This window comes from Ignavibacteriales bacterium, from assembly GCA_016709155.1.
GTDB lineage: Bacteria > Bacteroidota > Ignavibacteria > Ignavibacteriales > Ignavibacteriaceae > JADJEI01.
Genome location: JADJEI010000001.1, coordinates 285,550 through 308,550, shown reverse-complemented (window position 1 = coordinate 308,550; position 23,001 = coordinate 285,550). Strand labels below are relative to the sequence as shown.

Annotated in this window: 15 protein-coding genes, 1 tRNA gene and 1 pseudogene; 7 read left to right on the top strand and 10 right to left on the bottom strand. The window is 36.7% G+C overall.

Annotation, left to right across the window (positions count from 1 at the left end):
- The first annotated feature begins 123 nt into the window (after positions 1 to 123).
- The 4 genes from IPH11_01595 (at position 124) to IPH11_01580 (ending at position 4,211) form a co-directional block, all read left to right on the top strand.
- Complete coding sequence (locus IPH11_01595) at positions 124 to 663, top strand: cytochrome c family protein (GenBank protein MBK6912419.1); 540 nt, start codon at positions 124 to 126, stop codon at positions 661 to 663.
- A 186-nt stretch (positions 664 to 849) separates the two neighbouring features.
- Positions 850 to 1,977: a hypothetical protein gene (locus IPH11_01590; GenBank protein ID MBK6912418.1), complete on the top strand. Its 1,128-nt coding sequence runs from the start codon at positions 850 to 852 to the stop codon at positions 1,975 to 1,977.
- A gap of 1 nt (position 1,978) precedes the next feature.
- A complete protein-coding gene (locus IPH11_01585; GenBank protein MBK6912417.1) occupies positions 1,979 to 3,184 on the top strand; it encodes a cytochrome c3 family protein in 1,206 nt (401 codons plus the stop codon).
- A 1-nt stretch (position 3,185) separates the two neighbouring features.
- Positions 3,186 to 4,211 carry a hypothetical protein gene (locus tag IPH11_01580; GenBank protein ID MBK6912416.1) on the top strand — a complete coding sequence of 342 codons (1,026 nt, stop codon included), beginning with the start codon at positions 3,186 to 3,188 and terminating at the stop codon, positions 4,209 to 4,211.
- Positions 4,212 to 4,554: 343 nt separating this feature from the next.
- On the opposite strand, the gene IPH11_01575 is transcribed toward IPH11_01580, so the two are convergent.
- Together IPH11_01575 and selD are read right to left on the bottom strand one after the other, a co-directional pair.
- The gene (locus tag IPH11_01575; GenBank protein ID MBK6912415.1) at positions 4,555 to 6,324 is read right to left on the bottom strand and encodes a CotH kinase family protein; all 1,770 of its coding nucleotides are present in this window, start codon (positions 6,322 to 6,324) and stop codon (positions 4,555 to 4,557) included.
- A 200-nt stretch (positions 6,325 to 6,524) separates the two neighbouring features.
- Positions 6,525 to 8,728 (bottom strand): annotated as a pseudogene (gene selD, locus IPH11_01570) (selenide, water dikinase SelD).
- 187 nt (positions 8,729 to 8,915) lie between these two features.
- Here selD and IPH11_01565 point away from each other — a divergent pair.
- The 3 genes from IPH11_01565 to IPH11_01555 all read left to right on the top strand — a co-directional run bounded on the left by IPH11_01565 (position 8,916) and on the right by IPH11_01555 (position 13,133).
- On the top strand, positions 8,916 to 9,317 hold the full coding sequence (locus IPH11_01565) for a hypothetical protein (GenBank protein ID MBK6912414.1): 402 nt from the start codon (positions 8,916 to 8,918) through the stop codon (positions 9,315 to 9,317).
- Positions 9,318 to 9,330: 13 nt separating this feature from the next.
- Positions 9,331 to 10,950: an NAD(P)-dependent oxidoreductase gene (locus tag IPH11_01560; protein MBK6912413.1), complete on the top strand. Its 1,620-nt coding sequence runs from the start codon at positions 9,331 to 9,333 to the stop codon at positions 10,948 to 10,950.
- Between the two features lie 215 nt (positions 10,951 to 11,165).
- On the top strand, positions 11,166 to 13,133 hold the full coding sequence (locus tag IPH11_01555; GenBank protein ID MBK6912412.1) for a cache domain-containing protein: 1,968 nt from the start codon (positions 11,166 to 11,168) through the stop codon (positions 13,131 to 13,133).
- A gap of 46 nt (positions 13,134 to 13,179) precedes the next feature.
- Here IPH11_01555 and selB read toward each other — a convergent pair whose 3' ends face one another.
- The 8 genes from selB to fdnG form a co-directional block, all read right to left on the bottom strand.
- Entirely contained in the window at positions 13,180 to 15,648 is a 2,469-nt protein-coding gene (selB, locus tag IPH11_01550; protein ID MBK6912411.1) for a selenocysteine-specific translation elongation factor, read from the bottom strand.
- 54 nt (positions 15,649 to 15,702) lie between these two features.
- Positions 15,703 to 17,091 carry an L-seryl-tRNA(Sec) selenium transferase gene (selA, locus tag IPH11_01545; GenBank protein ID MBK6912410.1) on the bottom strand — a complete coding sequence of 463 codons (1,389 nt, stop codon included), beginning with the start codon at positions 17,089 to 17,091 and terminating at the stop codon, positions 15,703 to 15,705.
- Between the two features lie 46 nt (positions 17,092 to 17,137).
- Positions 17,138 to 17,228, bottom strand: a tRNA-Sec gene (locus IPH11_01540).
- Positions 17,229 to 17,288: 60 nt separating this feature from the next.
- Positions 17,289 to 17,807 (bottom strand): hypothetical protein, encoded by a 519-nt coding sequence (locus tag IPH11_01535; protein MBK6912409.1) that lies wholly within the window; start codon positions 17,805 to 17,807, stop codon positions 17,289 to 17,291.
- Positions 17,808 to 17,826: 19 nt separating this feature from the next.
- Positions 17,827 to 18,702, bottom strand: coding sequence for a polysulfide reductase NrfD (gene nrfD / locus IPH11_01530; GenBank protein MBK6912408.1), 876 nt, complete (start codon positions 18,700 to 18,702; stop codon positions 17,827 to 17,829).
- Entirely contained in the window at positions 18,654 to 19,124 is a 471-nt protein-coding gene (nrfD, locus tag IPH11_01525; GenBank protein ID MBK6912407.1) for a polysulfide reductase NrfD, read from the bottom strand. The genes nrfD (IPH11_01530) and nrfD (IPH11_01525) overlap by 49 nt, the downstream gene beginning before the upstream one ends.
- A 4-nt stretch (positions 19,125 to 19,128) precedes the next feature.
- Complete coding sequence (locus tag IPH11_01520; protein ID MBK6912406.1) at positions 19,129 to 19,923, bottom strand: 4Fe-4S dicluster domain-containing protein; 795 nt, start codon at positions 19,921 to 19,923, stop codon at positions 19,129 to 19,131.
- Positions 19,920 to 22,976: a formate dehydrogenase-N subunit alpha gene (fdnG, locus tag IPH11_01515; protein MBK6912405.1), complete on the bottom strand. Its 3,057-nt coding sequence runs from the start codon at positions 22,974 to 22,976 to the stop codon at positions 19,920 to 19,922. The genes IPH11_01520 and fdnG overlap by 4 nt, the downstream gene beginning before the upstream one ends.
- Between the last annotated feature and the right edge of the window lie 25 nt (positions 22,977 to 23,001).

The following is a 23,001-nucleotide window of genomic DNA, read 5'->3' as shown; positions in this document are numbered from 1 at the left end:
CAAGATTTCAATGTTTCAAGAGTCCAGCAAAAAAAATTTTGTTGGACTCTTTCTTTTTAAATGCGTAATTTATTACTGTCATTCAAAATGATTTATATTTCTTATTAAAAATAAGGTGGAGTTATGAAAAATTTAGTTCTTTTTATCTCATTTTTACTCGTCCCGTTCATTTCAATTTTACCACAAGAAAAAACTTTTACCTATGTAGGTGTTCAAACTTGCGGAACCTGTCACAAAGCAGAGAAGCAGGGTAATCAACTTGCCGTTTGGCAGGCAAGCAAACATGCCGGGGCATATAATACTTTAAAGACTGATAAAGCAAATGAAATTGCAAAAAGTCTGGGTCACACAACATTAGCAGTTGAAACAGAAGCATGTTTAAAATGCCATGCTACAGGTTATAATTTAGATGCGTCCTTAAAAGGTGAAAAATTCAAAGTTGAGGATGGGGTGCAGTGCGAAACTTGTCACGGTGCCGGTTCAGAGTATAAAAATCTTAAGATCATGAAAAACAAAGCAGATGCAATTGCAAACGGATTAGTTATGCATGAAAATAAAGAAGAATTTTGTGTAAGCTGCCACAACCCCGAAAGTCCGACTTTTGTAGAATTCAAGCTTGACTCTATGTGGGAAAAGATCAAACATCCAAAACCACAAATGTAAATTCATATTCTTTAATTAAACAAAGTTAAAATCATGAATAAAAAATTCTTTTTGATTTGCTTTGGTATTTTTGGGCTTGCATTTCTGCAAGCTCAAATTATTAACGGCAGATTTTCATCTAGTATTTATTCATTTGAAAGGTTTGATACTCCGACAACGTCAGCAAATTCAATCAGATCGTTTCAAATGCTTAACCTGAATATTAATCAGGATAATTTTTCTCTCCGAAGCTACTTTAATCTTGAAAATGATTTTGCAAAGGAAATGCAAAACGATCCAAGATTCAGATTCTACAATCTTTATTTAGAAGCAAGAAATCTATTCGACATTGCTACAGTTAAACTTGGGAGACAGCCTCTATTTAATAGTGTTGCTGGTGGATTGTTTGATGGTGTCAACCTCGATCTTAAAAACGAGGATTTCAAACTTAGCGGCTATTATGGCGGCAACGTTCCTGCTTATCAGAAATTTGAACTTACTGAAAACTGGAGCGATAACTATATTGCCGGTGGAAAATTTACTACCGAAGCAATCGAAGATTTTCGAATTGCTTTGAGTTATATCAATAAGAATTTTAAGCCTCAGGATTATTATGCTTTGAGGTTGGATGAAAATCTTAATCCTATAAATATATTAATTGAAAATAATTCTAATCAATATCAATTTGCTTCTGCCGAAGTTGATTACTCACTTCAGAATATATTTTCAATAGATACAAGATTCGATTATGATTTGAATTTTGAAACAGCTTCTAAATTTGAAGCTGTGGGTCGCTTTACAAATATCGAGAATCTTGGATTGAATGTTTATTATAATTACAGACAGCCAAAGATTCGTTACAATTCAATCTTTTCAGTTTTTGATTATGGCAATACTCAGGAAATTGAACTTGGTGCAGATTATAAAATCAATGAAAATTATTCTGTTCTTGGCGAAGTTGGAAATGTTATTTATAAAGATGATAATTCACAACGCATTACTCTCGGATTAATTACCAATTATGGAACAATTAACTACAGAAAAAACCTTGGCTACTCGGGTGAGTTAGATGCTTTATCATTTTATACAGGATATACTTTTCTTGAAGGATTTTTAACTCCAAGCCTCGGCATAGCTTTTACAAGTTACAAACTATCTGAAGCTGATGAGAAAAATAATCTCACTACCTTGCTTGGAGGTGTAAACATAAGACCCTGGAGTGCATTATCATTTGATCTTCAAGGGCAATTCATGAATAATGAAATCTACAAAAATGATTTCAGATTCTTCTTGAAATTGAATTATTGGTTTAACACTAATCTAAATTTATTATGATATGAAAATAAAATACATTTACCTGTTTTTCTTTTTCGTCATTCTTGGATTTTTAGGAATATCAGCATTCACTTCTAATCCGGAAGATGAAAAGATCCCGAATATTAAATTTTCTCATTCACTTCACATTGAAATTACGGATTGCGCATCCTGTCACACGGCGGTTATAGAAAGTACTGAATTAAAAAGTGGACTGCTGCCTAATCATGATAATTGTTCAGTTTGTCACGATGTTGAAGATGAAAAAACATGCACGACTTGTCACTTAAATGGAAATTATGAAGGCTTCGAAGAGAAAGAAAGTAAAGTTTATTTCAATCATAGTTTTCATTTGAACGATCAAAAACTTCAGTGCGATAATTGTCACAAAGGATTTGCAGATGTTGATTATAGCTTTCAGGCTGCACAGTCTTTTCCAATTATGGAGAATTGTTATTCCTGTCATAACGGACAATCCACAGCAAGTAATGCTTGTGAAAGCTGCCATATCTCAACTGTAAACCTCATCCCTGAAAATCATAAAGTAGCTGACTTCTCACGATCGCATAAATTTGATGCGTCATCTCTCAAAGCAAATTGTGTAATGTGTCATGATAATTCATCCTGTCAGGAGTGTCATGTTGGTACAACAATGATTACGGAAGCAAACAATCCAGTTGATTTTTATCAGCCTTATGTTCCAAATAATTTTACTGATGGAGTCAAGCAGCAGCAAATCACCCGAGTTCACGAATTGAATTACAGATTTATTCATGGAATAGATTCTAAAGGTAAAACTTCTGAATGTCAGAGTTGCCATCAGATAGAAACATTTTGCAGCGATTGTCATCAATCTGAAAGTAGTGATTTTGCATTCAGCGGAATTGTTCCCACTTCTCATCTAAAATCTAATTTCATCACAATTGGTGTTGGTACAGGCGGGGGTGAGCATTCTATTCTTGCACGACGTGATATTGAAAGCTGTGTATCTTGTCACGATGTTCAAGGCGCTGATCCAACTTGCATCACATGTCATACAGATACAGATGGTATAAAAGGTACAAATCCCAAAACTCATCCGGGCGGATTTATGAGTGATACACATGGCGATTGGCATGATAGTCCTGCATCGGTTTGTTATAATTGTCATACAACAGCTTCACCTTCAACTCCCGCCGGAGTAGGGTTCTGCGGATATTGTCACGGTACAGATGGAGGAGATAATTAAAATGAAAAATCTAAAAAATTTATATTACATCGTTTTCATATTGACCGTTTCAACTTTGTTAATCTCATCGTGCAGCGAACTTGAAACAAATCTTTCAACTCCCCCTTCTTTAACAATTCATAAGGAAGGTGTGCTAAATCCAGCTTCGGATGATTTTCATGGAAAGTTAGTTGGAACAAACGGAAAAGGTTTTGATCTTTGCCGGCAGTGTCACGCAGGTGATTTTTCCGGCGGAACTGCTGAAGTAGACTGCAAGAATTGTCATATTGCAATTCAGGTTCATACTGAAGGGATTGTTACCGTGGGAGCATCAGATTTTCATGGAAAGTTTATTGCAAACAGCAGTTGGAATTTGCTTCAGTGCCAACAATGTCATGGTGTATCTTACGCAGGTGGAGTTTCGAGCCCCTCCTGCAAAACTTGCCATACACAGCCGGAAGGTCCGGAAGCTTGCAACACTTGTCATGGCAATTTTAATAATTCATCTGAATTTTTCCCCCCACGTGATCTTGATGGAAATTTAACTACTAATTTTCCGGGTGTAGGTGCTCATCTAACTCATCTTACTATAAATTCATTGAGCGCAAGTGCTTCTTGCACGAATTGTCACACAGTACCTGCACAGTTTAATTCCTCCGGTCATATTGATGGAGATAGTAATGCAGATATTATCTTTAACACTCTTGCTGCATCACAAAATGGAATGGATGCTGTTTATGATTTCAGTTCTAACACTTGTGCCAATGTTTACTGTCACGGCGCTTTTGAACTATCGAAAGATTCATCAGATTATTCATTTATCTTTACTGAAGATAAAATGATTGGAAACAATGTCTCAGTTAAGTGGAATCAAGTAGATGGGACACAAGCTGTGTGTGGAAGCTGTCATGGTTTACCACCAATTGGACATCTTAATGCAGCATTAAACGAATGTAAGAATTGTCATTTTGGAATTGTGGATGATGCTGGAAATATTATAGACAGTACAAAACACATAAACGGAATTTCAAACGTTTATGGAAATTAGATAATCAGATAAGTAATTCTAAAGCCGTCTTTGTGGCGGCTTTTTTATTTTCGTTTCATTTGGTTTATTAGAAAATCAGACGAATCGGAATCCATCTTCATCTTCATTTCCGTGTGGAGCCTTTGCCACTAAACTTGCAAGCACTATAACCGCAATCATAGTGAACAGTAGATATCCAGAAATTGCAAATAACATAAATCACCTTAAATTATTTTTATCGCGCAAAGGTAGCTCTGGAATATTAACGTAATGTGAAGTTAAGATGAAGAAATTGTTAAGAAGAGCTCAAGCGTTCAAGGTCAAGTTCAGGCTCAAGTTCAAGTTCAAGTGCAGGGCAATAAAATCATTTTAAAAGCAACATCTTCTTTGTTTGAATAAAATTATCTGCTCCACTTGCAATAGATAAGCTATAAAAGTAAATTCCGCTTGGCAGGGGGGTAGCTTGCATCGTTTCCACATTGAACTCAACTTCGTATTCTCCGGGTTCTAAATTTGTATTCACTAAAGTTGCAATCTCATTTCCTAAAAGATCAAAGACCTTTAACACAGTAAACCACCCTTGCTTCGCTTCCCTTCCCTGCGACGGAAGGGATTGTGGGGAGGCTGGGATTGTGTATTTTATTTTTGTCTGCGGGTTGAATGGATTTGGATAATTTTGAAATAGAGTAAAATCTTTATCAATATAATTTTCATAGTGAATCTCTGTCGGGGTTCCAATCATATTATCCCCCAGCCATTGCAATCGCTCCTGGATCCAGCTTTTCAAGAAGTTAATTTCTTCTTCATAAGTTTCGCCAATAAAAAAGTTAGGCCAAACGTAAGTGCCAAGTATCTGCCATCTTTCAAAATTTCTTTGCTGCGATTCATCAAAATGAATAACAAGACTGTCTATAAAACCATTTATAAAATTTGAGTTAAATATCAGCGGCTTTAATTCCCTCCAGCGTGTGTTCACACTATTTTGAAAAACTGTTTCATTAAATATTTTCTTCCACCAAAACGGGACTTGAAAATTATCATAATTTAAAAACTCCTGATTTGTACTTAGGAAATCCATCATCCAGCCGTCTGAATAACCGCCATCGTAATAATCCGCATTTCCAAAAGAGATGTTGTAATCCCAAACAGGACCAAAAAAAAGTTTGTCATTAACGCTGTTTCTATCTTTGTACATAAAAAAACTTAAACGATATGAATCAACATTTTTTGCTAGTTCATTTATCAAGACATAATCAATAGCAGATGCCATATCAATTAAATCATAATATCCTGAATCAGGATGATTATAATCGCTGCTAAACATTAACGCTTCAAATTGTGAGATGTAATTCTGGATATACATTTTTTGAGCAGGTGTAATTGAATCCGGTTTGGGATAATGAAATTGATAAGGAATTCTTTGCCATGCACCTTCAAATGGGGGGAAGGGGGATATCCATCCATCATTATTTTCGCCATCAAATTTGTCAATCTTTACTATGTATCCGCCTGTTAGTGCATCACCTGTTGAATCAGCAGGCTCAAGTTTTTTTATATCAACTCTGTTTTTATCGCGCTTTATTTTTTCCAAAAGTACATAAATACCAACATAGTCGCCATTCAGTACAACTTCACAAAACTTAAATCTACTTGCGTAATGCCCCATTAGATTAGATAATTTATAAGCAAGTACATCCCTTATTAAAGATTTATCACTATAAGGAGCATATAAAACCCAATCGCTTTCTGAAGGGAAATTGAGCAAAGGAAAATCTAAATCATCTCCGAGTGAATCACGTGTTTCGATTGCATAAGATTTTTTAGGAAACATTTGCGAAGTCGAACCGCGAACTTCAATTCCAATTTTACCATTGTAATGATTGTATGGGTCGGTAAGGAAATTTCGAACTCCTTCACCATTATAAATTACGCCGAGATCGGCTTCTATTTTTTCATCGCTCGGGATTGGCTGTCCATTTGTATTAATAATAAAGATTGGGAGATTAGAAGAAGTGAAATCAAATATTGAATCAGGTGAGACGAGTTGATCCCCACTAACACAGAATTGAGTTTCATAAAAACTTAAGTAAAAAATTAAAGTGCAGATTAATAGAAATTTTTTATTCAGTATCATTTTAAAAATGTAACTATTCGAGTGTCAAAATTATAAAAAAATAATCAACAAATCCGTTGAACTCCCAGTTTAATAGATAATCAGTAAATCATTAAGAGGTACTACGGAATTAAAATTCGTGGAAATTAGTGTAATCAGTGGCAACACAATACGAAAATAAAAATTTGGAATTGATCATAGCTCTTAATTGATATACACTTTTATTTCTTCACAATTATTCTGTGACTTTCAAATTCGACTACATTACCAATTACTATTGCTTCCGAAACTTCTCTTTCTTGCAACGATATTAACAAAGATCTATGCTTAGATTTAGGAACAGATATTAACAATCCGCCGGATGTTTGGGCATCATTAAGAATTAGTCGTTTAATTTCCGAAATATCATTCGAATACTTAACGTGTTTTAATGTATGCTCGTAATTACTTTTTGTCCCACCTGGAATTATTCCTGAAGATGCAAATTCCAAAACATTATTCAACATCGGGACTTTTTCTAATTCAATTACTGCGGAAGTGTTTGAGGCATTCATCATTTCAAGTAAATGACCGAGCAAACCAAAACCGGTGATATCAGTGCAGGAATTAACTCCAATCTCTAACATTGCTTCTGCAGCATCTTTGTTCAGCTCAATCATAGTACTCTTCAATTCAGAAATAGTTTCTTCATCAAGCAGGTTTTGCTTAAGAGCAGTAGAAAGAATTCCTGTCCCAATTGGTTTCGTTAGTATGAGAACATCGCCAGGTTTTGCTGAATTATTTTTAATCACTTTATCAGGATGAATTATTCCTGTTACAGACCAGCCAAACTTTGGTTCAATATCATCAACAGTGTGTCCGCCAATAATGTGAATGCCTGCTTTCTCTGCAATATGCTGAGCGCCTTTAAGAATTTCTTCAAGAACTTTCATCGGAAGTCTGTTACTTGGGAAGCCAACAACATTAAGAGCAAACAAAGGTTTACCTCCCATTGCATAAATATCACTTAATGAATTTGAAGCAGCAATTGCACCAAAGTCAAAAGGATCATCAACAATCGGAGTGAAGAAATCCACCGTCTGAACAATTGCAGTTTTGTCATCGAGTTTATAAACAGCAGCATCATCAGAAGTGTTTGCACCGACAAGAATATTTTTGTCTAAAGGTATGGGAATATTTTTCAATACTTCCTCTAAAAGTTGAGGACGAAGTTTGCAAGCGCAGCCTAACCCGTGAGTGTATCTTGTTAGCTTAATTTTCTCTTTTTCATTTATAGAAATAATTGACTCCCGCGGCTGAAGTCTTTCAACGAGTGAAGATATTTCTTCAACAGCAAAATCAATTTCATCGGAAGTAGTGTACCTTCCTGTTGAAAGACGAATTGTACCTATCGCATCTTCTTTAGGAACTTTCATAGCTTTAAGTGTTGTTGAAATATCAATGCTATCGCTATGACAGGCAGCACCAGCAGATACAGCAACATCAACCAATTCTGAAACAATTGTGTTTGCCTCAAGATTTCTAAAACTAATACTAAGTGTATTAGCCAGCCGTTTTTCAGGATGTCCGTTAATTCTTAAACCAAAAAATTTCCTTTCAAACCTGTTTCAAGACGGTCACGCATTTTCTTTAAATGATCGTGAAACAGATTTAGTTTTTCAGAAACAATTCTGCATGCTTCACCTAATCCAACTATTTCAATAACGTTTTCTGTACCTGCACGAAGATTCATTTCGTGATCGGCACCATAAATTAATTTTTCAAGCTTTATTCCAGAACGAATATACAAAGCACCTATTCCTTTGGGTGCATAAAATTTATGTCCTGCGATAGAGAGAAGATCAACATTCATCTCATTAACATTTACTGGAACTTTACCAACTGACTGTGCACAATCAGAATGAAAAATTATTTCATGCTCTCGAGCAATCTTTCCAATTTCAGAAATTGGCTGGATTGTACCGACCTCATTATTTGCATGCATGATCGTAATCAAAATAGTTTGAGGAGTGATTGAATCTATTACAGATTGAGGATCAACCATTCCGTATTCATCAACCGGCAGATAGGTTACGTTAAATCCGTTTCTTTCCAGGAACAAGCATACCTCTGAAACTGCGGGATGTTCAATAGAAGAAGTAATAATATGATTTCCCTTATTACGATTTGCAAATGCAGCACCCCGGATTGCATAATTATTTGACTCGCTTCCTCCACTCGTAAAAATAATTTCGTCAACTCCGCAGTCAAGCATACCGGCAACTTGCTTTCTTGCTTTTTCAACAGCACGTTTTGCTTCTATTCCGAAAAGATGACTGCTTGAAGGATTTCCAAAGTGTGTTTTGATAAAAGGCATCATTGTTTCTGCAACTGCAGGATCGATTGGAGTGGTTGCGTTATAATCGAGATAAACTGGTTTATTCATATTCGGATCTCGTTATCTTTAAAAAGATTTATATATCTGTTACAAAACTAAAGATTAATTCTGACTAATAATTCTTTTTCTATTTATGTTTGTTGTTCAACAACAGTTTGTGAATGAGGAGGTAAATGGTATCACAGTAAGTAAATGAGTAAATTTCGATTGTAATTTTCAGAGAAATTTTTCTGTTATGAAACATTCTGATTATAACAAATACATATCTTATTTTCTATTCTTGATTGGCATACATTCATTTGCTGTTGGGGTTGGGCTATTATTCCTTCCCCCTACCATCCTGGATTTTTTTGGTTTAGTTAATTGCAAAGAAAGCTTTTTTCAGGCTCAGGGTGGAGTATTTCATTTTGCAATGAGTGTCGCATACGCAATGGCAGGTTTAAAAGTCACAAAATCAATAAGACTTATTCAATTTATCATAACTGTAAAATTTATCGCATTCGTATTTCTTATTGTATACTTCTATTTTGTCTTAGCAGCATGGTTAATTCTTTTATCGGGAATAGGTGATGGTTTGATTGGATTAATTTTGTTTATACTTTATCAGTGCTCCGAATTAAAGACAGAAGGAGACTAAAAGTAATAAAGTCATGTCAGCAAGTTTGGAAATACCAACTTTAATTCTAACCGGAGCTTCCGGCTTAATTGGTAAATATCTTCTTGATGAATTTAAAAATGATTTCAGGATTTTTGCAATTGCAAGACGTTCACAACAAGAATGTAATGCGCCCAGGCATCAGAACATTGCATGGCTAAGAGCCGATGTTTCAAATCTCAATAGCATTTCCAAAGCTTTCAGAGAAATAACCACAGCCGGCGGTGCAGATTATTTTATTCATCTAGCCGCATATTATGATTTTGTAAATGAATATCATCCTGATTATGAACGAACAAACATCAACGGAACAAGAAATGTTTTAGAGTTATCGAAAAATCTTAATCTGAAACTTTTTCTTTTTGCAAGTTCAGTAGCTGCATGTTCCTTTCCGGAACCTGATAGTTTTATCGATGAGGACTCACCTGCAGATGGTTTGCATATCTATGCAAAAAGTAAACGTGCTGGAGAAGAAATGGTTAAAGAGTTTTCAAAGCAAACACCTTCCTGCATATTCAGACTTGGAGCTGTTTACAGTGATTGGTGTGAATATGCACCTCTCTACAGATTTATCAATACGTGGGTTGGAAAATCCTGGAGAGCAAGGATTCTTGCAGGTAAAGGAAATTCTGCTATTGCTTATATTCACATTCGTGACGTTATAAGATTTTTCCGCCAAATCTTGAATAATTATCACTCTTTTAATTCGGGCGAAATCCTGATCGCTTCGACAGAGGGTTCTACCTCACATCTTGATTTATATAAACTAACAACACGTTACTACATTGGCAATGAAACAAAACCTGTTTTTATGCCCAAAATTATGTGTGCTTTCGGAATTTATATTATTAACTTTTTCAAACGTTTATTTAATCAAGAAATATTTGAACAGCCATGGATGATAAAATACATTGATAAGAGACTAAATGTCAAGCTTAACAAGACTCCGGAATTGATTAATTGGGAACCAAGCGCTCGGCTGCAAATAGAAAAGAGATTTCCATTCCTTATAGAAAGAATGAAAAGCGAATCTTTAACATGGCAGATGAAAAACATATCTATTCTAAGAAAAACCACTGAAAGAATTGACTTTAACATTTATTCAGCACTCGTTGATGAAGAAGATGTAATTGTTGAAAAGATATTGAGCTCTGTTTTCAGATCACCTGAATTGATTTTGTATTCTCATCTTCAAAACCTGGATCAGGCAGAACTGAAATGGTTTATAAAACTTATTTACCGGCTCATTCTAACTTCTATAAATACAAACAACAAATTACTCATACAAAATTACTTTGTGGTTTCAGGAATCAGCAGGTTTAGAGCAGGATACATTCTTAATGAAATGACTTTTCTACTGAAAACAATAAACAATGAAGTAATCGGATATCTTAAATCACAAAGCCAACTCCAAAAGTTTGAGAAGGAATTTTACTTCTATATAACTTTACCAATTGAGTTTGGACTTGACGAAGCCGAGCAGCAGTTTCAATCATTTCAGTTTAAACCTCCGGAAGAAAAAAAGAGAGAAGAAGAAGTGCTTACTGCTGATCAGAATGAATCAAGAAAGCTGCTTGAAGAAACAATATGGAATTGTCTGGTGAATCGTAAATGAAAGCCTCACCCAAAGAGGCTGTCTCATAAGTGTCATTCCGTGGCAATGCCAGCGGAATCTTATTCTTCGATTTTCAAAATAAATGAGAACCTGAAACCAGTTCGGGTTGACCAAAATCGATTTTTGACACAACTTCCTTTTAAATTCTTTTTTTGGGATGAACAGTTTGGCAATATAGGAACAAAATTATCTTTAGAGTGAAAATTTACTCAACTATGAAAATAAGTTTAAGAAACACACAGCTTTTTGGTTACACGGTTGTTGTAATCCTGATGGGAACATTCACAATTTTTGCCGGACTATCTTTTATCAACGATACGGTCATGAAAGAAGCAAAGCTTAAAGTACAAATGGATCTTAACTCTGCATGGACAGCATATAAAGAAGATAAAGCACTGCTGCAAATGAACGTAAGTCTTGTTGCGCAGCATGAACTTTTCAGGAGAGCACTAAATGATAATAGCACAAATCCGAAAGTGAGCAGGCTGCTGGATGAACTAAGAGAAAAATATAAGCTGGATTTTCTGAACCTTGTAAACAGGAATGGAATTATAATTGGCACTTCCGGTAAACCTGAAGCATTGAAAAGAGAGGTGAGAAATGACCCTGTTATTGAAGAAGCTTTCCTGGGAAATGTTACCAGCGGAACTTCTTTGATCTCGAGGGAAAATCTTTTACTAAAAAGTAATGAACTCGCAGAGCAAGCATACATCCCGGTCTTACAGACAGAAAGAGCTAAACCTACAGGAAGAACTGTTGAAGATCGAGGAATGATTCTGGAGACTGCCGTTCCAATTCTCAATGAACAAAATGAGGTTTACGGATTAATCTATGGTGGAATTCTGTTAAATAGACGATTCGATCTCGTCGATAGAATAAGAAGTACAGTCTTTGGTAATGACTATTTTGATGGCAAACCTTTAGGTACCGTAACTCTTTTCCTTGAGGATACAAGAATAGCAACAAATGTAATTACCGCAGATAGTGTAAGAGCAATTGGAACACTGGTGTCTGATGAAGTTTATAAAAAAGTTTTGGAACGTGGAGAAAGATTTGCAGATAGAGCTTTTGTTGTGAATGACTGGTATCTCTCTGCTTATGATCCCGTACTTGATGCAAAAGGAAATATAATCGGAATTCTGTATGTTGGTTTATTAGAAAAAAAATACACCGCTTATGGTCAGGAACTAACTATTGAGTTTATGGGCATTGGGTTGATTGCTCTATTCATTGCAGTGCTATTAGCCAATTATTTATCTAGGAAAGTTCGAAGACCAATTTTAAAATTGGTGGATGCTACACGAGAAATTTCTAACGGTAAACTCGATACTCGTGTAACAAATATTGGTAAAATTAATGAGATTTCAGAATTGGCGAAGTCCTTTAATTCAATGGCGGCATCTCTTGAAACTGACAGCAAACAATTAAACGAAGCTTCTGCCAATCTTAAAAGAGCATATATAAAAGCCGATGAAAAAAACCGTGCTTACCTTGAAATGCTCGGTTTCGTTACTCACGAATTAAAGTCTCCACTCGCTTCAATTGTATTTGGAATTGGTTCTCTTCGGGATAAACTTCTCGGATCATTAACAGAGGGACAGGAAGATGTACTAAAATCATCTGCCCGCAGCGCTGACTATCTGAATTCCACTATTGCTAACTTCTTAAATCTCAGTCGTATCGAAGAAGGTGAACTAAAACTAAAAATAAGTAATGTTAGTTTGAATGAGAGTATTATTGAGCCCGCTGTATACAGACTTCAGGAAATTGCAGCAGATAACAAAATGGATTTTGATATCAATGTTCCGAAAGATTTACAGATAGATTGCGACCCAGATTTGATGACTTCCGTTTTTCAAAATCTAATTTCGAACGCACTTAAATATGGATACAAGGGAACAAACATAAAAATAAGTTCTGAGTTATCGGATGGATTGGTGAAAATATCTGTGTTTAATGAAGGCAGTGGTTTCAGTAATGAAGACCGTTTGAACATGTTTACCAAATTTTCACGATTCAATGCTTCAAACTATAGTACTAAATCTGGAACAGGACTTGGTTTGTTTGTAACTAAGAATATTATCCTGAAACATAATGGAGCAATTTGGGCAGAATCCGAACTGGGCAAGTGGGCTAAGTTTACTTTTACTATACCTTTAGATAATCAGCCAACATCTTCATAATAAATAAACAATAGTTTTTTAGAGATAAAGAATTTTTCAGATTCTTCTATTCCAATATAATACCAAGCAATTCCTGAATCTTCCCTAACAGTTCTGCAGGCTTAACGGGCTTCTCAATAAAAGCATCAACTGGAAGAAGCGCTGTTCCCACCTTATCACTGAAGTTGACATTTGATTTTGTAGTTACACTCGTCAACATTAAAATAGGGATGCTCGAATAAGCTGCATACTTTGAATCTGGTCCTCCTGTTCTCAATTCACTAACAACTCTGAAGCCTGCAACGAAATCCTCCATAATAACATCCAGGATTATAAGATCAGGATTAAACTCAATAATTTTGGTTAGTCCTTCAGCAGCGGAGTATGCAGCCGCAAATTCAAAGTTCTTTGCTTCAAGAACCAGTTTAATTACATTGACAAGATTTACATCGTCGTCTATCATAAGTATTTTTTTCTTCTCTTCCATATCTGTGTACCCTGTATTAATAAAAATATTTTCTTCTTTCTTGATTTCAGTTTTGTAGCGTTGATGATACCATTCTTTCCCTTTATCAGTCAGATATCTTAAGTCATCTTCACGGCTGGTAATTCCTTCCCTGTCAAACTGAGCGAGCATCAATAAGCAAATTTTTCTGTTGCCTTTAACAAGATCTCTGAATTGAGCTACCGTAATACCAGCATCGTCACTATTTGCGGAATAGGAATTTATTAATGACTTTAATAAAACTTTTCTGCAATCATCAACTATATCTTTAAAAATATAATTTCCATCAATACTGTATAACCTTTCTCTCTTGCTCAACAAAATTAAAATCTGGTTAAGCCGGGTTTCCGAAATGCCCTTCTTCAAAGATGCAGGAATTAATTCAGACATAAGAGGTACATTCATTCCACAATTTTTGTGAAACGATTCCACAAACTTAATCTGCTTCTTGTCTTCCTCGGTTAGATAAACCTGATGTGAATACAAACACCAGGTAGAATTAATTTTTCTCAGAATCTTCCGCTCAACCATTTGTTGCAGAAGGCATTTCATCACTCCATCAGAAGCTGAATTTCTGTTAACACCAAAAATTCCCATCAATTCTTCAAAAGTTTTTCCCTCTTCATCAAGGGGATTACGCTTATGATAATTTTCAAGAATTTTGATTATGCGGTTTTTCAGTTTTTCAAGTTGTCCGGAAAGTATTAGATAGGTTGCACCTTCCGAATCAAAATGAACAATATCTTCCGGAAGCGAATCAGATGAGAACCCTGTAAGTTCTTTTTCAGAAAGGTTAAGATTGTTTGCAATGCAATCAAGAGTTACAGGTGAATGACTTTTTCTAACTTCGGCAGCAATGCGGTCAGCCAATCCTCCTTCAGAAATAATTTTTAACTGTGAAATAACTTTTTCTGTTCTTCTTTTATGATGAAGAGGATATGTATCTATAATTTCGCCCCCTCCAATCGTTTTATCACCGGAAGAATTTCTGATAATAAATTTATCCCCGATTTGCGTAATAAGAGGTTGGTTAAGATGAATCTGTGCGAAAGCAGTTTCACCGCATTTCAGATTATCAGCGTCTATCAAATGAACTTTTGCCTGTGATTCATATGTCCCGGTTAAAAATATAACCTGTGACCACAAATCAAATTTTTTACCGCTCGATATAATTTTAATTTTTATATCGAGCAAGGTAGTGGGTGTGATAATTTTATTACAAAGAACCATTCCCCTGTTAAATTCTTCCTTTTTCATACCAATCAAATTTATGGCAGCTCTGTTTCCGAAAACAACTTCCTTAACTTCTTTACCATGTTTTTCAAGACGTCTTACCCTTAATTCTTTTTCTGCCGGAAGAAGAAATACTTTATCATTAATTTTTAGACTTCCGCTGATAACTGAACCTGTCACAACCGTTCCAAATCCGGCAATGCTAAATATTCTGTCAATAAACATCCTGAAAAATTCTTCGTCAATGTTTTCTGTTTTAGATAACGAATTTTGTGACAGATAATCTTTTAATTCATCAATTCCATCCCCTGTTTTTGATGAGACTTTAAATATCGGACAGTTATCCAGAAAAGTATCACGAACCAATTCTTTAATATCATCTTCAACTATCATCAGCATCTCTTCATCTGCAAGATCAATTTTTGTTAATGCAATTATGCCTGATTTTATTCCAAGCATTTGCATTATGTGAAGGTGCTCAATAGTTTGGGGCATCACACCACTGTCGGCAGCGATAACGAACATCACGAAGTCAATTCCGCAGGAGCCTGAAATCATTGTATTGACAAAATCCCTGTGTCCGGGAACATCAACAATTCCAATGCTGTTTCCGTTTGGAAAATCCAGATGAGAAAAACCTAAATTTATTGTAATGCCGCGGAGTTTTTCTTCAGGATTAGTATCGCAATCAATTCCGGTTAATGCTTTTATCAATGCAGTTTTCCCGTGATCAACGTGACCGGCAGTTCCCATAATGAATTGCGTGTTGGAAACATTATGTTTGATTGAGCTAGCCATGATATTCTTAATTGCTATAAATAAGATATAATATCAAAACGAAGTAGATATCAACTAATCCTGAATGCAAATAGAAACAGACTGAACAATAGCATCTACTTCTTCATCTCGAATTGTAAAGACATCAAGAAAAAAATCACCCTCTTTTAAAACTCCAAGCACTGGAGTATCTACCGCGAGTAGTTTTTTAAAAAGTTTACCTGCAAATTTTTTATCAGCCTTATCGGGTAAAATTTTAACTGAATAACTTTCTAACTCAAGTTGCGGCAGTGCACCGCCCCCGCACTGCGCGATACTTTCAACAATCTCTGCTTTTATTTGATAAGATTTTAATCCCTTAAAAATTTTTTCTGCAAGGATCAAAAGCTCTGTTTTTTTTCGATTAAGCATCGCAAAAACGGGGCATTTTTTAATCAGCACTTCTTCACGAAGATAAAAATTTAATATTGTAAATAGCACAGCAATTGTAAATTTATCCACACGAAGAGCACGCATAAGCGGTACTTTAGCAAGGATTTTTATTAAATCTTTTTTGCCTGCAATGATTCCTGCTTGCGTTGCGCCAATTAACTTATCACAACTGAAAGTCACAAGGTCTGCACCGCTGCTAATGCTCTGGCGAACATTGGGTTCTTCAAAATGTTTAGAAAAAACCGGACGCTTTAATAAGCCGGAGCCTGAATCAAAGACTAATATTAAATTGTGTTTTTTTGCCAGACGTGAAAGTTCAATTAATTCAACTTCCTCTGTAAAGCCGCCGATGTAGTAATTTGATTTGTGAGCTTTGAAAATCAGTCGGGTATTTTTTGTAATCGCATTTTCATAATCTGATAAACGAGTTCTGTTTGTTGTCCCAACCTCAACCATTCGAGCGCCGCTTGCTTTCATAATTTCGGGGATACGGAATGAGCCTCCAATCTCGATTAGTTCGCCTCGTGAGACAATAACTTCCTTTTTCTCGGACAGCGTTTTTAAAATAAGATAGATTGCTGCTGCATTGTTATTAACTATAAGAATATCTTCAGCACCTGTAATAAACTTTAGCAATCCGCTGATATGATCAGTTCTCTGCCCTCGTTTTCCTGCTTGCAGATCAAATTCAAGATTAGAGTACCAGCTTAGTACCGGTTCAATTTCATGAAAAATTTCTTTCCCTAGCGGCGCACGTCCAAGGTTTGTATGAATAATAATTCCCGTAGCATTTATTACAGGCTTTAAAGTTTTACCATCAATTTTTTCAACTTCTTTCTTTATTTGTGCGGAAAGTTGTTCTATGCTTTCTGCATTAGCACCATGAAAAATATTTTCTCTTGCCTTTTCAAGAACAATTCTAGCAGCATAAGTAATAAGCTCAATCCCGAATTGTTCTTTTAAAAGTAAAGTTGAAGGTTCAAGTAATAATTTATCAACTCCTGGTAATTTTCTTAATTCATCGTTTTGCATATCGTCAACTCGATTATACTAGTCTGAGAATATTATTCAAACAGCAGAGAGGGCAGGAATCGAACCTGCCGCCAACGGTTTTATCCGTCAGTTACCGATTTTGAAGACCGGCTGAAACACCAGTTTCTTCCTCTCTAAGAATTTCAAACTAACTATACCAAATCCTGATTAATCAGAACGGGGTTAATAAAACAAAATTAAAAACCCTGGATTTCAAGTAAAGCTTTTTGAATCTGACTTAGTTCATCTTGAGAAATTTTTGAGTTACTCTTTTTTGACATTCTTTCAATAATTTCACGCTGTCTTGTCGAATTTAGCGAGGCAAGAACCTGAAGCTGACTTTCATCGTGACATTGTACACATTTTAATAAGCCGAGAGATCCATGAACTTTCTCAACATCACTCGGCGACAAGTGAGCGTCAGGCATTTGCTGCATATATTTAATAATATTACTTATTTCCCCTTCGCCACCGTGAATACCCATGAACTTACGTTCACTATGGCAATCAGTACAATTTTCCTGAATTGCTTTGAAGGGCTGAAAAGTTACACTCTGAATTTTTTCATCTTCCATTTTCTGAAGAGTTGTTTTGACTTCTTTTAATTCGGCTCTTACATCAAGAACAATTTGAGCAATGAATACAACTATAATTGCGGTAACAATTATCAGCAGGAAAGGGAGGAGACGGCTTAACAAATGATTTTTATTTTCCATGATCTTATTCCTTTCCTCATTAAGTTGATAAAGTTTTGTTTTCGTAAATCGGCAGGTTTTCAACTGCCCACTTAAATACAATTAACCCGATAGAAACAACTCCGATAGATATAAATATTTCTGTCCAAAATGGATAATACGATTCCCATTTTTCAACCTTTATTCCTACTATAGCCACATTAATCCGGTTCCAAACAAGACCTATTATTACCAAAGTTGAAGACCACAGCAAACCGCTTTTTGTTTTTATAATTTCGGGTGTAAGGAAAAGAATTAGAGGTAAGATAACGCCAATTGTTATTTCAATCCACCACGATACGGTTTGCACATTAACTGCGAATGCTGCAAGTACAGCATCCCTGCCGATAAGATCGCCAACTTTGATAAGAAGATAGAAGCTTAACAAGTAAGGCATCCATCCTGCAAGATCAGAAAGAAGATCGAACCTTGCTTTATGCTTTAGTATTTTTTCACTCATCAGCGCTTCAAATATTACCATCGCTGGTCCGACTGTGATTGCAGATAATAAGAATAACAGCGGTGATATAGGAGTGTACCAAAGAATATGAAGCTTTGTTGGTGCAAGTAGAAAAATACTTCCGAGTGAAGATTGATGCATAGTGGAGAACATTACTCCTGCCATTATCAATAGTATCGGCATTTGTTTATCTCTCGGCATCCATCCTACACGCATAGATATTTCCCATACCAGTAGGATGACAACCATGAACAATGCCCAGGCTAATGAATATGACATAGCCAGTGTAAACATTCCCAGCATAAAAATAATTATCCAGGGGACGAACGCCCGCCAAAGTTCAAGCAGCTTATTAAGTTTATAATTCTCTAATACAACTGGTAGAAATTCAAGAATAAGAACTGTTGTATAAAGCATAACGCACCAGGCAACCTCGAACATAGGAGAAGATGATTCCATGAATATATTGCTCGCCATAGATTCCACGGGCGTCCCAGGTCAAACAACAAACCGAAAATAAAAAGCAGGTAACCAAGCAGTGCCGTAAGTATTGCTGGTCTTGACAATGCATGGTATTTGTGTCCACCAAAAAGATGGACTGTACCAGCCATAACAAAACCACCAGCAGCAAGCGCTATACCTGCTAAGATATCAAAACCTATCCACAACCCCCACGGATATCCATCACTAAGATTGGTAGCAGCGCCTAATCCCATAACATAGCGATAAAGCACCAATATAATTCCGAATAATGCAAGAGCCCAAACAATCTTACCGCCAAACGAGAGTTTACTTACAAAGTCATTTACATTTTTTTTAGATATCTTTCCTTTCAACATTTCCTTAACTCTCCTTTCCTGTTTCTGATTCCTGGCTGATTTGCTTCTTGCGATTGACTACCCATGATATTCCACCAAGAACAAGTCCTAAACCAGTTAGAACATAAGGAATAGGTTTCATGGCATGTTCCGCATTGCTAACGATAGACTCCATCGGGATTTTTGTATCGAAACCAATATCTTCAAACGGAACATTTGATATGTGCATAACGCAAGTTCCGCCGGCTTCATCCTTTCCAAAGATGTGGTGAACGTACCCAGTTGGATTATTTCTGATACGACTTTCAGCTTCAGTGATGAGTTCCTCCCTATCGCCAAAAACGATTGCATCAGTTGGACAAACTTTTGCACATGCCGGTTCAAGACCCGCAGCAATACGATCAGCACACATTGTACACTTCGTTATTTCAGGAATAATTTTATTCCACTCGAATCTTGGTACTTTAAAAGGGCATGCCAATTGACAATATCGGCAGCCAAGACAAATGGCAGCATCATAAACAACAGGTCCTGCTTCTGTTTTTTTTAGTGCACTGACCGGACAAGCAGATGCACAGGCGGGAGTAATGCAATGGAAGCACTGAAGTTTTCCAAATACCCAGTCGAAGCGATTATTTACTTCGACTTCATTATAAGTAATAAGTGTCCAGGTATTTGCAGAAAGATCGCGTGGATTCTGATAACCTTTCGCAGCGAAGAATGTTGTTTCTTCAGCTTCCAATTCGTTCCATTGCTTGCAAGCTACCTGGCAGGCACGGCACCCAACACAGCGAGTTGAATCTATTAACATAGCTTTCATGCTGCACCTCCGTTCTTTTTGTAAACGTTACAAAGAAAAACTTTATACTCTGGTATCATTGTATTAGCATCTCCAATATGAGATGTAAGTAAGTTGGCACTATCACCCCTTGCCAGACCATAATAACCGAAGTGCCAGATGACTCCAATCTCATGAACAAGCTTTCCATTTAATTGGAATGGCTGGAATCTTCTGGTAACAAGAGCATACGCATTCATTGAACCACGTGCAGTTTCAACAACAACTTTGTCGCCATTTGAAATTGCTTTTTCTCTTGCAAGATCGGTTCCAAGTTCAACAAATACATCCGGGACTAATTCGGCAAGCCACGGAATGTTACGTGTCATTGCCCCTGCCTGCCAGTGTTCGCTGACTCTATAAGTTGTTCCGATAATCGGGAATTTTTTAACATCACCTACCGGGTTTCCTTCAGGATTTGTTTTATACCAAAGTTTTATCGAAGGATTGATCTGCTGACTTGATATAAAATTATTTACAGGGCTTTCCAAAGGTTCGTAATGTTCAGGTAATGGTCCATCATTTAAATTAGCTGCAAACAACCAGGCATGACCATCGGGTTTCATTATAAAAGGATACTTATCAGCCGGAGGCCAAGGTCCATCCGGAACATCCCCTTCCCACTTTCCGGTTGCTTCGTTCCAGCGAACCACCCATCTCTTTGGATCAAGCGGTTTTCCATTTATATCGCACGAAGCGCGGTTATAAATTATCCTTCTATTAACAGGCCAAGCCCATGCCCATTGAGGATAAAGACCAATACCATTTATTGCATCTTTTTTTATCCTGCGAGCCATATTATTTTTCTCTGGTGTATGACCGGGATAAGAACCGCAATAAATCCATGAACCGCAGCTTGTAGAACCATCATCTTGAAGCACTGCAAAGGAAGGTGCTTGATCGCCTTTTTTGAAAGACTTAAGATCTTTCATAACCAGCACTTCTTTATCCTGAAGAAAGGAGCCGTTAAGTTCACGAGCTACAAGATGAACATCAGGATCTTTATGCTGATCAATCAGTTCACCGTTACCATAGTTCCAATTTAGATTAATTATTGGTTCAGCGAAAACCCCTCCTGTTTGATATTCTTTTTTAATTGATTTGTGCAGAGAGTCTAATATCCAGAGATCCGAATGAGATTCTCCTACAGGTTCAACCGCTTTGTAGCGCCACTGAGCCCATCGCCCGCTGTTACAAACACTTCCTTCTTTTTCAACAGATGAACAAGCTGGAAGTAAGAACACTTCGGTTTGATTATCTGCAGGGTTTACACCCGGACGTTTCCAGAACACTGATGTATCTGTTTCAAAAATATCAACAGCAACCATCCACTCTAGTTTATCAAGTGCACTTCTTTCCTTATTTGAATTTGGACCTCCTACTACAGGGTTCTGACCGAAAAGGAAAAGTCCTTTTAGCTTACCTGCATACATAGTTTCAAATAAAGATATGTGAGAATAATCGGCACTCCGTTTCGGTAAATAGTTAAAGCAGAATTCGTTCTCCGCAGTTGCGTTATCGCTGTACCATGCTTTTAAAAGTGAGACAATATATTTAGGATAGTTGCCCCACCAGTTTGCTGATTTTGGATCGTTGGTTTTAGGTGTATAAGTTTTTTTATAATCTTCAAGCGATTGCTCAGCTTTAGTAGGTGAAGCGAGATATCCCGGAAGAAGATGGAATAGTAATCCCATATCTGTTGAACCCTGTACATTGGACTCACCACGCATAGCATTTATTCCTCCTCCGGCAAGACCAACATTACCCATAAGCAGCTGGAGAATTGAATACGTACGGATGTTCTGTGTTCCGTGTGTATGTTGCGTTGTTCCCATTGCATACAGCCAGGTAGCAACTCTGTTCGGAGCCCAGGTTGAAGTAAATGTTCGGCAGACTTTTTCATAAGTATCTTTTGGAGCGCCGGTAATCTTGCAAACTGTGTCTATATCATATCTCTGAAAATGTTTTTTCATTAATTGAAATACACAACGCGGGTGCTGCAGAGTAAGATCCTGTTTTGGAACTCCACTTCCGTCAACTTCATAAGCCCAGTTTGTTTTGTCGTAAGAACGTTTATCAACATTGTACCCGCTGAACAATCCGTCGTCGAATGAATATTTATCAGAAATTAGGAATGAAGCATTAGTATAGTTAAGTACGTAATCTTTATTAATTAAACCGTTCTGAAGCGCATAATTAATAATTCCATTTACTAAAGCGATATCAGTACCACTGCGAAACTTGCAGTAGATATCTGCAAAAGAAGATGTTCTTGTATAGCGCGGATCGCAGTTGATTATTACCGCACCCTTCTCCTTTGCACGGGTGAGCCATTTAGATGCAATCGGATGATTCTCAACTATGTTTGAGCCCATCACCATTGCAACATCTGTATTGATCATATCAATCCAATGATTTGTCATTGCTCCTCTTCCAAACGTAGCAGCCAAACTGGCCACTGTAGAACTATGTCATATTCGCGCCTGGTGTTCGAGATACGTTATTCCAATTGACCTCGCAAACTTCGAGAGAAGGTAGCATTCCTCAGTATCAAGTGACGCACCACCAAGACAGGCAATTCCGTTTGTTCTGTTCACAATTTTATCATCTTCTTTTATGAGGAAAGTAGCATCACGTGTTTTCTTTACACGTTTTGCAATTTCCGGCAATGCCCAATCCCAGGATTTTTCTTCCCACTCAGAGCTTCCGGGAGCGCGGTATTTTACTTTCTGAAGTCTTCTTTCGTTTACCGCTACCTGGAAAAGCGCCATACCTTTTGAGCAAAGAGATCCTTCATTTATAGGATGATCAGGATCACCCTCGATATTAATCACTTTGCCTTCTCGTGTTGAAACTATCAGACCACAACCTACGCCACAGTACGGACAGATGGTTGTGCTTTCTGTAGTCTCTAAAGTTTTAATTTCCGGAATGCTTTCTGCCTTAGCAATTTTCGGTAAGCCCAAAACTCCGATGGCTCCTCCGATTGTGCTTGCACCGGCTGCACCCAGAAATCCGCGTCTTGAGATTTTCATAATTATATTCCTTTATTTAGTTACA

Coding starts and splice junctions, on each gene's coding strand:
- nrfD (MBK6912407.1), bottom strand. CDS start 19,124: ATGTTGAAAGGAAAGATATCTAAAAAAAATGTAAATGACTTTGTAAGT.
- IPH11_01560 (MBK6912413.1), top strand. CDS start 9,331: ATGTCAGCAAGTTTGGAAATACCAACTTTAATTCTAACCGGAGCTTCC.
- IPH11_01580 (MBK6912416.1), top strand. CDS start 3,186: ATGAAAAATCTAAAAAATTTATATTACATCGTTTTCATATTGACCGTT.
- IPH11_01575 (MBK6912415.1), bottom strand. CDS start 6,324: ATGATACTGAATAAAAAATTTCTATTAATCTGCACTTTAATTTTTTAC.
- selB (MBK6912411.1), bottom strand. CDS start 15,648: ATGGCTAGCTCAATCAAACATAATGTTTCCAACACGCAATTCATTATG.
- IPH11_01520 (MBK6912406.1), bottom strand. CDS start 19,923: ATGAAAGCTATGTTAATAGATTCAACTCGCTGTGTTGGGTGCCGTGCC.
- IPH11_01535 (MBK6912409.1), bottom strand. CDS start 17,807: ATGGAAAATAAAAATCATTTGTTAAGCCGTCTCCTCCCTTTCCTGCTG.
- nrfD (MBK6912408.1), bottom strand. CDS start 18,702: ATGCTTTATACAACAGTTCTTATTCTTGAATTTCTACCAGTTGTATTA.
- IPH11_01565 (MBK6912414.1), top strand. CDS start 8,916: ATGAAACATTCTGATTATAACAAATACATATCTTATTTTCTATTCTTG.
- selA (MBK6912410.1), bottom strand. CDS start 17,091: ATGCAAAACGATGAATTAAGAAAATTACCAGGAGTTGATAAATTATTA.
- IPH11_01590 (MBK6912418.1), top strand. CDS start 850: ATGCTTAACCTGAATATTAATCAGGATAATTTTTCTCTCCGAAGCTAC.
- IPH11_01585 (MBK6912417.1), top strand. CDS start 1,979: ATGAAAATAAAATACATTTACCTGTTTTTCTTTTTCGTCATTCTTGGA.
- IPH11_01555 (MBK6912412.1), top strand. CDS start 11,166: ATGAAAATAAGTTTAAGAAACACACAGCTTTTTGGTTACACGGTTGTT.
- IPH11_01595 (MBK6912419.1), top strand. CDS start 124: ATGAAAAATTTAGTTCTTTTTATCTCATTTTTACTCGTCCCGTTCATT.